Source organism: Peribacillus sp. BM1 (genome assembly GCF_056679975.1).
In genome coordinates this window covers 1,885,888-1,898,547 of record NZ_CM155259.1, presented here as the reverse complement: position 1 = coordinate 1,898,547, position 12,660 = coordinate 1,885,888, and the positions used below count along the sequence as shown (strand labels likewise).

The following is a 12,660-nucleotide window of genomic DNA, read 5'->3' as shown; positions in this document are numbered from 1 at the left end:
CACAACCTGACATATATAAACACCTCCTTTTTAAAGGAGGTACTGAATGGGTTAATTTATTGTATATTTACAATATTGAAATGACACAAAACCATAGCGTTAGGCAAATGGGATACAACAATTAGATTTTGATACAAGTCTTATGAAACATTATGAAGCCTAATTAAAGGTGGTTCGATTGTGACCAATAGGTTCAACTCTATTGGATTATTAGCGTTAGTTTAAGGAAAGTAATTACAGGAAGACCGTACATTTACAATAATAGGAACCAACTTGCCGTTTTAGTTTGCCTTAAAAATAGCTGACATCGGATCAGCAGGGAGCATATCAATACATGTAGCAAGGCTCTTTAAAGTTGTTTCATTTCAAAATTATCAAAATATAATATCCTATAAAAGGAATATACTCTCAACCCACATTTCTTCCTCAAAAAGGCTTCTGGAACACTGCTAGTACTATTAAATATCATAGTTCTTACGTAATCTTCATGCAATTGAAATTGCGATTTCGAATACTGTATAACAAAGAGGGTGTTTCATAATTGTATTCGCATAAAAAGGAGAGGGATCACTATGTACCTTCAGCTGACTAAACTACGTATGCAAGCTTTTGAAAAACTAATAGGACAAAAAGTTGAAGAACAAGAAAACAATGCACTATTTAATTACTCTGTCGTCTTTATCGGCCTTGTCATCATATTATGGCAATCATTAGTATAAAAAATACCCCTTTTTTTGAAGGGGTATCTTCATGAATGACTACTATCTTAATTTAAACCGCCTGGCTTATTAAACATAGTAATCCGATTAAGTAACGTTTTGCTTGCTGGATTTAATCCAAGAATGTTAGTTTTTATACCATTTTGATGGAATTTTAGAACAACCTTATCAATAGCGTTAACGCCTGATTCATCCCATATATGAGCATTGGATAAGTCAATATCAACAGTTGTAATATTTTCTTGCTTGAAGTTAAAGGAAGCAAGAAAATCCGTCACTGAAGCAAAGAACAATTGACCTTCGATTTTGTATTCCATCTTTTGAAGTGATGAATGAACGACTTCTGTCACTTGCACTTTTGAAATTTTAGAAGCAAAGAAAATAGCACTGAGTATAATTCCAAGTATAACACCAATTGCTAAGTTATGAGTGATGACTACCGCAACTACTGTCACAACGGTTACAATAGCATCCGTTTTTGGAAGTTTGTGTAGTCGTGTTAATGAACTCCAATCAAATGTACTTATTGACACCACAATCATAACTGCTACAAGAGCAGCCAATGGAATTTGAACAACGATTTTATTCAAGACAATAATAAGGAACATCAAAAAGGTACCAGCAATGAGCGCAGAAAGACGTCCACGTCCGCCATATTTCGTATTAATGACAGATTGACCAATCATAGCACATCCTGCCATTCCACCAAAGAAACCTACAACAATATTAGCAATTCCTTGTCCCCTAGATTCTTTGTTTTTGTTACTGGTTGTATCTGTCATATCATCGACAATTTCAGCTGTTAACAAAGTCTCAATTAAACCAACGAAAGCTAATGAAATAGCATATGGGAATATAATCCGAAGTGTTTCTAAGTTAAATGGCACATCTGGAATGAAGAAATGTGGCAAAGTGTTTGAAATACTTCCCATATCCCCTATCGTTTTTACATCACTACCCGTATAAATGGCAATGATGGTAATCACAATAATAGCAATAAGTGGTGAAGGAATCGCTTTTGTTATTCTAGGAAACAGATAAATAATGGCTAATCCACCAGCTACCATTGCATACATAGGCCAAGATTCACCTGAAAATGACGGTAACTGTGCTGTGAAAATTAAAATGGCTAAAGAATTCACAAAACCGACCATGACAGAACGCGGAATAAATTTTACTAATTGTCCTATACGAAAAACGCCTAATAAAAATTGAATGATTCCTGTCAAGAGAGTTGCTGCAAGCATATATTGAATACCATGATCTTGTACTAATCCAACTAATACTAATGCCATGGATCCAGCTGCAGCTGAAATCATTCCCGGCCGTCCACCAACGAACGCAATCACAATGGAAATACAAAATGAAGCATACAGACCGACCATCGGATCAACGCCAGCAATAATAGAAAAACCGATCACTTCTGGCATTAAAGCGAATGCGACAACAATCCCAGCGAGAATTTCTGCCTTCACATTGGGAAACCATTCTGCAGTTAATTTACTACTCACTTTTTTCACCTCATAATTTATATTTATATGGCTTTTATTTTTCGTAAAAGTCAGGTTAGTTTTAAACTAAAATTAGTTTATCACTAACTTTCCCAAAAGGGAACCATTATGAGCCTTTTTTGAATACAGATTATGGTATAATAGAGGAAAATGTTTTAAAAAGTAGAGGAGTATGTATGTTAATAGGATATATGAGACCGTATCAAGATGATCCGAAATGTGCAGATCAACTACAAAAGTTAAAAAATGTCGATTGTACAATCATTATTGCAGAAGAACATGCATCAGCAAAGAGAAGAACACATCTTAAAAAGATGCTTCATAACCTTAATCGCGGCGATAAAATAATTATTACCAAGTTATTTGCTTTAGCTGATTCAACACATCACTTAGTAGAACTATTAGAAACCATTGAAAGAAAGGGAGCCTGTCTACAATCTCTTACTGAAGGGATTGATACAAGCAGCACTGATGGATATCATTTCAATGCCATCGTTAACCACTTACTTGAATTTCAAAGCGATGTGATAAGTGAAAAAACAAAACAGGGGATGTACGAGGCTAAACTAAAGGGAGTTTCAACTGGAAGGCCAAGAAAACCTGATGAAAATGTGAAACGGGCTATTACTATGTATCAGAGTAAAAAATACAGTTTAGCTGAGATTAAAGAAAAAACAGGAATTAGTAAATCTACATTATATAGATATCTTGAAAGTGAAATTATGTAATCTGTTTTAGTGTATATGAAACGCAATAAAGGTTCTAATGTACTTCTTATCGAATTCTATTTATAACTAGAATGACGAGAGGATGCGAAATAGATGAAAATACAAACCTATGAAAATCTGGAACAACGACTAGAAGAAATCCGACAGGCATTGAAAACAGAAAAGAATGTCCGTTTATATCAACGTTATCAAGTCATACAGTTTCACTTACAAGGATAGATTTATCGGGAAATTGCATCTTTGGTGAATCTTAATGTGAATACCATTAGTATCTACATCAAAAATCCCGGAAGCCCATGGCCTTCCGGGATTACAACTCAGTCATTCCCCCGGTGCTCCTCGACGGTTGACACCCGAACAAGAAGAACAAGTGCGAGAAGTAGTCTTGCACCAAACACCTGCAGAAGTCGGACTGAAAACTGATATGAATTGGACAAGTCCGTTGTTACGCGAATGGATTCAACGGGAATTTGACGTTCAGTATGCAGATCGTGGGGTGCTCAGCCTTCTTCATCGATTAGAATTTAGTCACACACGCCCCACGTACACACTAGCTAAAGCAGATCCCGTTAAACAGGAAGCCTTTCGAGATACGTTTCAGGATCTAAAAAAACTAGAAAATGGGGAAATCTAGAACGTTCTATTTCAAGATGAGTCGACGATCCGTGATTACCTAGCCATCGGATATACCTGGTTTCCAAAAGGAAAGCAGCGTAAAATTCCGACGTATGGTCAACACCAAATCGTGAAGTTACTAGGGAAACAGGGTCTGTTTTTTGTATGCAGAATCAATCGTTCGATGCTCTAACCTTCCTTCGCTTTCTAGAAAACGTCTTGAAAGAGTACCCTATGGGGAAAATCGTGATGATATTGGATAACGCTCGCATCCATCACGCCAAGCTTATTCAACCTTTTTTTAGAAGAGCATAGAGAACGGATAAATCTTCTTTTTTTGCCACTTCCATAGCCCAAATCTCAATCTAATTGAAGGCCTATGGAAGTGGTTAAAAACGTCTGTGGTGTACAATGTGTTTTACGAGCCTGTACAAGATATTCGTAAAAATGTTCCAGCCTTTATCGAAGAGATCAACCAAGTCCTGAAAACGATCATTGATCGGTTGTGTATTGTTTTATAGACTATTTAATGCGTTTCATATAGTAGCCTGGATTGGTAATTAAATAGATTCCTTTCGTGTTATACGTCTTATGTGCCTCTAAATATCTTTCAAAGTTTTCAATTTCAATAAATTCAGTATAACTATGAGGGATTTCCTCCTTTAATATAACCAGAGTTGGGTCCGATAAATATTGATTGATATCCTTCGAAACAAGATACATTTGCTCAAATGTATTTTCGATTTGTTTATCAAGCTGAGACACAGCAAATTGCTCATACTCATTAAATTGTTTATTCACGACTTCCCATATGATAGAAATCCAAATAAAAGCAATGGCAACAGAGCAACAATTAGAAAAAACAGCACCATCTTCGTACGAATACTGCCGAAAGAAAAGAATATAAATTTTACTATCCGTTGTTTAAAGATATTCCTCACGCCCATCACCTGATAAATAAAAATAATTAACCTAACCCCATAATAGCAAAATTCCAAAAATAAAGAGTATTTCTTGAAGTTTTTACTTAAGTTTCTTTTTATCTTTTTCGGGATTTATTTCTAGACACATAGAAAGTGTACAAACAAGGGAAGATTAACATAACTACCAATGAAGGTAAGGAGGCTTCATCATGGCCAAAAATGAAAAAATTAATCCTTCTCTTAAATCAAATTCGCTCGTTACGACGATTAAACAAGCATTTGAGATTAAAAAAAATCCCCTTCCATGGACAAAGGCGTTTTGTGCTGGATTATGTGCGGCCTTACCTAGTTTGATTGGCTTGATACTAGGGAACTTTCAATACGGCTTGTTGGCAGGAATCGGCGGCTTCACATACCTTTATGTTTTTAATGAGCCCTATGCACAAAGAGCGAAAAAGCTACTTTCTGTTCTGCTTTGCCTTACTTTTGCCGTTTTTTTAGGAACACTTGTCGCCCCTTATCCCATTTTGTCAGCGTTAATGATAGGTGGTATTGGAGCGATTGCAACTTTTATTTTTGGGACCTTAAAAATCCCAGGACCTGCCGCAGTTTTTTTAGTTTTAGGTTTTGCCATGACGACAGGAATGCCTATAGATCCATCGCTTGCTCCACTACGTGCTGGTCTTATTTTTCTTGGCGGGACTTTATCATGGCTGATTGCTATGGCCGGCTGGTTTTTCAATCCACATGGACCAGAAACAACGGCTGTAAAACGAGTCTATCGTGAATTGGCTTCTTTCCTCGATTCAGTCGGTACGGAAACATTTAATGACGCTAGAGAAAAAACGGTTGTAGCGATGAAAGAGGCAAACCATACACTTATAGCAGGATATATCTCTTGGCAAAGCTCTGATTTCTATAAACGGTTGTACTTATTAAATGAACATGCAAGTAGCATTTATTTGGAAGTTCTTGACCGATCAGTAGAAAAAAATAAGAAACTCCCATCAGAATTAGGAGAATCCGTCAGGGCTCTAACAAGCTCTATTGAAGCCAATAAGAAAAGCATCCCTGATAGCATTTTGCAACCAGATCAGGATGATGAATCCGTGGACCATTTATTCACAAGCGTTTATAATGCGGATGCGATCATGAATGAACCAATGTCCAAGATTAATCGCGAAATACAAATTACAAAACAGTCCGTAAAGACCGTTTTTTTAGGCGCTTTTGACAAAACTTCGATTGTCTTTCTGACTGCTGTCAAGTACGGAATTATTCTTACGATTGCAGCCCTGATTGCCTACGCATTTGAGTTTAATCGATCTTATTGGGTGCCACTTTCCTGTGCTGCAGTCCTGTTAGGTTCGACCATTATGAGTACCTTCCTCCGTGCAATACAAAGGTCAGTTGGCACCATTATTGGCGTTGTGATAGCGAGTTTCATTCTTTCAATTCACCCAGAAGGATTTTTTATCAGCATGATCATCCTGCTTTTAACATTCTTTACCGAACTTTTTATTGTACGTAATTATGCCCTTGCTACAATGTTTATCACCCCAAACGCGTTAGTGATGGCAGAAAGCACAACTCAGATGCATAACATGCCATTTTTCGCTACAACACGTATTATCGATATTATAATTGGTTGTCTGATTGGTCTTCTAGGGGTACTACTAGTTGGCCGGACATCTGCTTCTGGTCTGCTCCCTCATTTAATCGCAAAAACGATTAGAAGCCAAGCACAGTTCTTACTCATGTTGTTTTCTGAACAAAGAAAAGATTTTCATTTTGAAAAAAGCCGAGTACATATTAAAATGCATACCAATCTAACCAATTTAAGAACAGTATATACGACTGCTTTAGGTGAGCGTCCAAGCAATAAAAAAGCTTTAGAGTTTCTCTGGCCCGTGATATTTTCCATCGACCAGTTGGGATACTTACTAGACTCTTCCTTAAAAGACTTGGATCGGCCTGTTCTTTCTGAAGATAAACTTGCCCAATTTCTTTATATTTTAGAAACCTTGGCACAAACCGCCGAATATCATCGCCTATATGTAGAAAAGGACGTTCCTGATATAAATGGATTTTCCAAAATACAAAAGGAGATTATTTCCTTGCAAAATGCGATGAACGTTTGTGAAAAAAATCAATATAAAAGCTGAGTCCTTTCCAATATTAAAGGATCAGGCCTGTATTTACACTAATTTCTTCTCCTCTCCCTTTTTGCTGAATATTTCCCTTTAGTTTTAGGAATTATAATAGAGAATAAATTTGAAAGGGGTACAATCATGTATAACAAATGGTTTCTTATGTTAGCAGGGGTATCTTTATCCGTAATATTGATGGCGGGATGTAATAATAATCAAGAGCCGCCTCCACCAGAAAATAATGTGGAGACTCCAGCTCCAGTAGATGAAGATGTGAATGATACAAATGATTTGAATGATCAGGATAACGGCACAGTCCCAGGCGTGGATAAAAATGATAACATGCTTAAAGATGATGAAAATGATAATGACCCAGATCCAGAAGATCCAATTGAAGATCCGAAAGATATGACAGATCCAGATAATAAAGACGAGTAATTTCGAAAGAGGGTGTCCCATCAATTGGGGCACCCTCTCTTCTCCTTTAGAGTTCATTCTATTTGACGTACAAAAAGATTTTTATGTGATCGTTTTGGTCCATTGTTGCTAGTAAGATCTCTTTTACGTCCAGATTGTATGTATTCTTAACTTCATTGTTCAGCCATAATTCATCTTTGCCGGTTCGTTTTAATTCACTGAGGTCCATTTTCCCTTCTTTAATGACCGTACTTGGATAGTGAAAGGCTTTTGTTACGATTTGTAAATCGGAGGGAGTTACAGCTTGATATTGAGAATTTATAAAAAATGAAATGGTACCATCTGGTTCCCATATTGCTAGTGAAACTTTTTTCAGATCTTCAATTTTCTCCTTCCTTAATTCAGATAATAATACATCAATAGATATCCTAGCCTTAGATAAGCTTTTATAAATAATTTCTCCGTTTTCAATAAGGGGAAATGAAGGCGCCTCAACAAAGGTTCGAAGCTTGCTCCATTTAAGACTTAAAAAAATACCCATTACATATAAAAAAACCAAAACGATTGTCGTTGTCATAGACCCTTTCAAACCTAACTGTGGATCAGACAAAGGGTGAGCAATAATATTGCCAATTATTAATGCAATAACAAAATCAAGTAAACGTAACTGAGAAAGGGATCGTTGTCCCATCATCTTAGCAACAAAGAGTAAAAAGAAGAAAGAGACAATGGCTCTCAAGATCCACTGAATTGCGGTAAGTGATTCCTGACTCTGGAAAAAATCGATCTTAACTCACATCCTCAATTTATGCTATATCAGCGATTTATCCCGCATTAACGGGCAGTAAAAGTCCGATTGGTGAGATACAGTGAAACTTACCGCTGTGCTCTTCAGCGGTTTAGTTGAGGCCCACAGGATGTGGGTCACTCAGGCGTTGCCGCAGGACGCGGCGGACTTAGTCTGAGTTCGTTGAATCGGGTTCGTACTGTCGATTGATCGAAGCGAAAGCGAAGATCTTAGCGACAGTAGAACGGGACTAACAATCAGTGGGGGATGATGAACCCCCCACTGATTGAAGTTTCACTTTATTGTTATTATTAGCTAAATTGGCGACAAGTATGAGGATAAAATGAAGGGTATATTGGGAATAAGTGTAGATAAAAAAAGGACCAATAACGAAAGTGTCACCCTTGTAAGCATCTTCTTATGTAAAACATAGTGAATTCCATTAAGGAATACCTCTTTCACTTTCAACTGATAACGTGTGCGCATTCGACTAGAATTAGAGTATTGGAACATGATTTTATGAAACACGTCTTTCTTCATATCCCTTTACTATCCATGCTAAAATAGTATGAATGCAACAAGGTAAAATCAGGTTAAAAATACATAAAATTCAAAAGGGGATGCTTGTGATGAAAATCCGCAAAGCTTTAGAAAGTGAATTAGATTTGATTCGAAAACAAAGAGTACAAGCATATGAAGAACACTCACAAAGTGTTCCAGAAAGTCATTGGTTCGCACTAAAACAGTCGGTAACATCGGATGCCGATGTACAGCCAGGGGTAGAACGTTTAGTAGCTGATCTTAACGGAGAAATAGTAGGAAGTGTTGCTTTGTTTCCAGCTAAACTTGATGCCTATAAAGGTCTTGTCGATATGTTAGATTATCCGGAAATAAGAATGCTTGCCGTCTCACCTCAGGCAAGAAACAAAGGCGTTGCCTCGGCATTAATTCATGAATGTATTAAGTGGGCCCAGGTAAATGGTTCCAAACACATCGGTTTACATACTGCTGATTTCATGGAAGGTGCTATGCGGCTATATGAACGTATGGGGTTTGATAGATTGCCTCAGTTTGATTTTCAGCCAGCTGATGATGGGATCATCGTAAAGGCGTATCGTCTTTCAATCAAATAAGTAAACACAGAATTGGTACCGTGTGTAGCCATCATTAGATTAAAATTCCTAAAAAAAATTCAGGGAGAGCAATCGCTGACCCTGAATTTTTGAGCATTCGGTAAGTTCATTCATCCTAGATTCCCTTGAACTTCTTGCCTATAGATGCAGTATCGTTTCTTCTATAGGAGCATCCCTCTAAACAAATCCATTACCCAATTATGCGCATTTTCCGCTCCAACCACTTCTACTAATACCGCCTCACATTTTCCTTAACATATAAAGATTGAAACCTACAACTCCAGACCATTCAACAAATCTCTCAACGCTCTTACCTCATCCAGTGTTAAAGTGAGTCCCTTCCCCATTTTTTCATGTTCAGATGCCCAATCTCGCAGATCAAACTTTGGTTCTTTGCCGTTCCAGCTGATCAGATTGAGTTCTTTGTTCCATCCTTTTGGAGATTGCGAAATGGAACCGATATTTTCTTTGATTTCATATTTGATTTCTGCCATGAATATCCCTCCTAAATAAGCAATTAGTCTTTCTCTAAAACTTCTTTCAAATCGTCCTGAACACTTTCTTTTGCCAGCTCTACATTTGAGCGATAAGCAGCTCGGCAAATAAGGTGAGCCGCAACCGGAGCAGTTAGGAACACAAAGAAAATGCCCAAAATCAAGCGGATACTGAAATATCCATCAGTTATCCAGAAATAAAGTAATGTCCCGAGTAGTGTACAAAGGACACCGAGAGTTGAACTTTTGGACGCTGCATGTGAACGGGTATACACATCAGGTAATCGAATTAAGCCGACTGCGCTAAGAAAGCTAAAAAGCGTACCGACCAAAATAAGGACAGCAGCAATTACTTCACTTGATATGTTTGCGTTCAATGACAACACCTCTTTCGATAAATCTTGCAAAAGAAATCGTTCCGACAAACGAAAGAATACCGAGTATCAAGATGATTTCTAGTAAGGCATGAGTATGAAACAATACAGAACAAATGGCCACTCCCCCAATTAAGCTAATGCTTATTGTATCTAACGCCTGAACCCGGTCAGGCATGGAAGGCCCTTTTATTACCCGGTAAAGAGCAACCATCATAGAAAGGGTCAAGAAAAATAACGAAATCATCAAGATTAATTTGAACATTTACGAGTCACATCCTTAATGGCCTTCTCAAATACTATACTCGACTTAATAACGGCATCGCTAGATTCTGGAATGTCCATCGCATGAATGTAAAATACCTTCGAGTCCGAAGAAATTTCAACCACAACAGAACCTGGGGTTAAAGTTAGGAGTAAAGCGAGTAAAGTAACTTCCAAATCCCCTTCTAAATCCGTTTTCAAAGAGAAAATTCCCGGGGTAATATTGATCCTCGGCCGTATCACTTGTCGAATCACAAGCACACTTGACGTAATCAATTCCCGAATGAAGACGAGAAATAATTTCAAAATAGAAAGAAAAGTAATTAAATAAAAGGAGTGAGGAAAAAAACGACGCATCAGAAAAAGAATAAGCAACCCAACTAAATAGCCGCTAAAAAAAGTTAACACGCTCCATTCATCTTGAAGAAACATCCATAATAGAGCAATAAATAAATTGATTAATACTTGGAAAGGCATATTCATTCACCCCTTTCAATCATTTCAAAAAATACAGGACAAGCGTTAGACAGGCAAAATAAATGAATTGTAGCTTTATCTCGATATAAACTATCAAAGCACCTTTGGTAGCTTACGAAGAAAATAGAGATCAAACACTAAAGTTGTCTTACCAATCACAGTAAGCTAGACGCTGATTTAAAGACAGACAAATTAGATTGCCTACATTATTTCGGATACGTTTCCCAAGCAATAACTGACTTATCCTAAGGAGTTACATTTCCCCGAAATACCGCTTCGATGTAAAGCTTCGGATTCATTAAACTTTCAGCTGCAAGATTCACATATCCAAGAATCCCTTCTGCCCCTACTCCTAGAACAATGGTTGCAACCGTTAGAAGGCCAATTGGGAACATCAATCCCTTAGTCGTCCCTTTTTCCATTTCTTCACTTAAATAGGTTTCACCCCAAAAGCCGTTCATAAAAATTTTCATGATAGAAAACAAAACCATTAAGCTCGTAATGAGACCCATTGCACCGAGCCAATAGTACCCTGCTTCAAACGTCCCTTGTGTAATAAATACTTTGCCAATAAAACCACTCAATGGTGGAATCCCTGAAAGTGATAGTGCGGCGATAAAGAACATCCAGCCTAAATATGGATGTGTACCGATGAGTCCGCTAATTTCTTTGAGCTTACTTGTTCCAGTAAGATGAATCATCGTTCCTCCAATAAGGAAGATTAGGGCTTTAATAATCATGTCATGAATCAGATAGGAAATGGAGCCAGCCATAGCCACTGGCGTAAAGGATGCCAAACCTACCATAATAAATCCTACCCCTACCATGACGTTATACGTAAGAATTTTTTTAATATCCCAATAAGCAATGGCTCCGATGGCGCCTAACAACATCGTCAATGCACCCAAAACACCAATAATTAAATGAGTGATTTGCGGCTCATGATAAAATACAAGCGTGAACATACGAAATAAAGCATATATCCCTACTTTTGTTAGTAATCCTGCAAAAAGAGCAGCAATGGCAGTTGGCGGGGCACTATAAGAGCCAGGCAGCCAAAAGAATAGGAAGAGAGCAGCTTTCATACTAAATACAATTAAAAACAAAATCGCAACGGTTGTCATGAGTCCATCTTGTCCTGCCTCAGCAATACGCACAGACAGATGAGCAAGGTTTAAAGTCCCTGTCATCGCATATAAATACGCAATCGCCACCAGAAAAAGGAAGGACGAAACGATATTTGTCAGGACATATTTAATCGACTCCCGTAACTGTTTTTTCGTTCCCCCTAAGGAGATAAGAACATAAGACGAAATCAACATCACTTCAAAACAAACGTATAAGTTAAATAAATCTCCAGTCAAAAAGGAGCCATTAACCCCTGTAATAAGGAATAAAAACATCGGGTAAAAATATGACGCTTCTCGCTCTTTCCCAATGGAACGGAAAGCAAATAGTAAACAACATAACGAAACGAAACTTGTTGTGAGAAGAAGCAAAGCGGAAAACATATCTGCCACCATGCTAATCCCAAAAGGAGCCTGCCATCCACCTAACTGAAGGGTTTGAATTCCCTTCGTTCTAATTTGCGCCATCAGAAAAACCGATACCCCTCCAGTTGCTAAAATGGCAAAGAAACTAAAAGCCCGTTGAAATCGGATATTTTTCCGAAAGATAACCATAATCATCCCAGTAATTAACGGGATAATAATTGGCAGTAGTACAATATTATTCATCTTCATTACCTCTCAATTGCTTCGAATCATCCGTGCCCACAACTTGATACGTGCGATAACATAGCACTAAAAAAAGTGCAGTCACTGCAAAATTAATGACGATCGCTGTTAGAATTAACGCCTGGGGTAAGGCATCTGTATAAGAAAGGTTATTCTCACCTAATAGTGGGAGACCCCCTTTCTTTAATCCGCCCATCGTAAGAATGAGTAAATTGACCCCATGACTGATAATGGATGCTCCTAATACGATTCTTAACAAAGTTTTCGTCAAAATTAAATACGTGCCTATTGAAAATAATAGTCCAACAAGGATAGACATTAATGTTTCCATC

At 37.6% G+C, this 12,660-nt stretch carries 14 protein-coding genes and 1 pseudogene; 6 read left to right on the top strand and 9 right to left on the bottom strand.

The annotated features are described in order from the left end of the window. Positions 1-572: 572 nt before the first annotated feature. Positions 573-719 (top strand): hypothetical protein, encoded by a 147-nt coding sequence (locus AC1MGI_RS09155; RefSeq protein ID WP_480349434.1) that lies wholly within the window; start codon positions 573-575, stop codon positions 717-719. Between the two features lie 47 nt (positions 720-766). Here AC1MGI_RS09155 and AC1MGI_RS09150 read toward each other — a convergent pair whose 3' ends face one another. Then, on the bottom strand, positions 767-2,239 hold the full coding sequence (locus tag AC1MGI_RS09150) for a SulP family inorganic anion transporter (protein ID WP_480349433.1): 1,473 nt from the start codon (positions 2,237-2,239) through the stop codon (positions 767-769). A 167-nt stretch (positions 2,240-2,406) separates the two neighbouring features. Here AC1MGI_RS09150 and AC1MGI_RS09145 point away from each other — a divergent pair, with 167 nt between their 5' ends. Both AC1MGI_RS09145 and AC1MGI_RS09140 read left to right on the top strand, forming a co-directional pair. Beyond that, positions 2,407-2,958: a recombinase family protein gene (locus tag AC1MGI_RS09145; protein ID WP_480349432.1), complete on the top strand. Its 552-nt coding sequence runs from the start codon at positions 2,407-2,409 to the stop codon at positions 2,956-2,958. A gap of 93 nt (positions 2,959-3,051) precedes the next feature. Beyond that, positions 3,052-4,094, top strand: a pseudogene (locus tag AC1MGI_RS09140) (IS630 family transposase). A gap of 1 nt (position 4,095) precedes the next feature. Here the strand turns inward: AC1MGI_RS09140 and AC1MGI_RS09135 are convergent. After that, entirely contained in the window at positions 4,096-4,374 is a 279-nt protein-coding gene (locus AC1MGI_RS09135; protein WP_480349431.1) for a hypothetical protein, read from the bottom strand. Between the two features lie 331 nt (positions 4,375-4,705). Between AC1MGI_RS09135 and AC1MGI_RS09130 the strand changes: the two genes are divergently transcribed. Both AC1MGI_RS09130 and AC1MGI_RS09125 read left to right on the top strand, forming a co-directional pair. Beyond that, complete coding sequence (locus tag AC1MGI_RS09130) at positions 4,706-6,661, top strand: FUSC family protein (RefSeq protein ID WP_480349430.1); 1,956 nt, start codon at positions 4,706-4,708, stop codon at positions 6,659-6,661. A gap of 126 nt (positions 6,662-6,787) precedes the next feature. Beyond that, positions 6,788-7,084, top strand: coding sequence for a hypothetical protein (locus AC1MGI_RS09125; protein ID WP_480349429.1), 297 nt, complete (start codon positions 6,788-6,790; stop codon positions 7,082-7,084). A 58-nt stretch (positions 7,085-7,142) separates the two neighbouring features. Here AC1MGI_RS09125 and AC1MGI_RS09120 read toward each other — a convergent pair whose 3' ends face one another. Continuing rightward, positions 7,143-7,850, bottom strand: coding sequence for a DUF421 domain-containing protein (locus AC1MGI_RS09120; protein WP_480349748.1), 708 nt, complete (start codon positions 7,848-7,850; stop codon positions 7,143-7,145). A 629-nt stretch (positions 7,851-8,479) separates the two neighbouring features. Here AC1MGI_RS09120 and AC1MGI_RS09115 point away from each other — a divergent pair. Further along, a complete protein-coding gene (locus tag AC1MGI_RS09115) occupies positions 8,480-8,983 on the top strand; it encodes a GNAT family N-acetyltransferase (protein ID WP_480349428.1) in 504 nt (167 codons plus the stop codon). A 272-nt stretch (positions 8,984-9,255) separates the two neighbouring features. Here AC1MGI_RS09115 and AC1MGI_RS09110 read toward each other — a convergent pair whose 3' ends face one another. From AC1MGI_RS09110 to AC1MGI_RS09085, 6 genes are all read right to left on the bottom strand, one after another. Then, complete coding sequence (locus AC1MGI_RS09110; RefSeq protein WP_480349427.1) at positions 9,256-9,477, bottom strand: YdbC family protein; 222 nt, start codon at positions 9,475-9,477, stop codon at positions 9,256-9,258. A gap of 23 nt (positions 9,478-9,500) precedes the next feature. After that, positions 9,501-9,854 (bottom strand): Na+/H+ antiporter subunit G, encoded by a 354-nt coding sequence (locus AC1MGI_RS09105; protein ID WP_480349426.1) that lies wholly within the window; start codon positions 9,852-9,854, stop codon positions 9,501-9,503. Next, a complete protein-coding gene (locus tag AC1MGI_RS09100; RefSeq protein ID WP_480349425.1) occupies positions 9,832-10,116 on the bottom strand; it encodes a Na(+)/H(+) antiporter subunit F1 in 285 nt (94 codons plus the stop codon). The genes AC1MGI_RS09105 and AC1MGI_RS09100 overlap by 23 nt, the downstream gene beginning before the upstream one ends. Beyond that, positions 10,104-10,592 carry a Na+/H+ antiporter subunit E gene (locus AC1MGI_RS09095; RefSeq protein WP_480349424.1) on the bottom strand — a complete coding sequence of 163 codons (489 nt, stop codon included), beginning with the start codon at positions 10,590-10,592 and terminating at the stop codon, positions 10,104-10,106. The genes AC1MGI_RS09100 and AC1MGI_RS09095 overlap by 13 nt, the downstream gene beginning before the upstream one ends. Before the next feature lie 245 nt (positions 10,593-10,837). Further along, positions 10,838-12,328: a Na+/H+ antiporter subunit D gene (locus tag AC1MGI_RS09090; RefSeq protein WP_480349423.1), complete on the bottom strand. Its 1,491-nt coding sequence runs from the start codon at positions 12,326-12,328 to the stop codon at positions 10,838-10,840. After that, positions 12,321-12,659, bottom strand: coding sequence for a Na(+)/H(+) antiporter subunit C (locus tag AC1MGI_RS09085; RefSeq protein WP_480349422.1), 339 nt, complete (start codon positions 12,657-12,659; stop codon positions 12,321-12,323). The genes AC1MGI_RS09090 and AC1MGI_RS09085 overlap by 8 nt, the downstream gene beginning before the upstream one ends. Position 12,660: the final 1 nt, after the last annotated feature.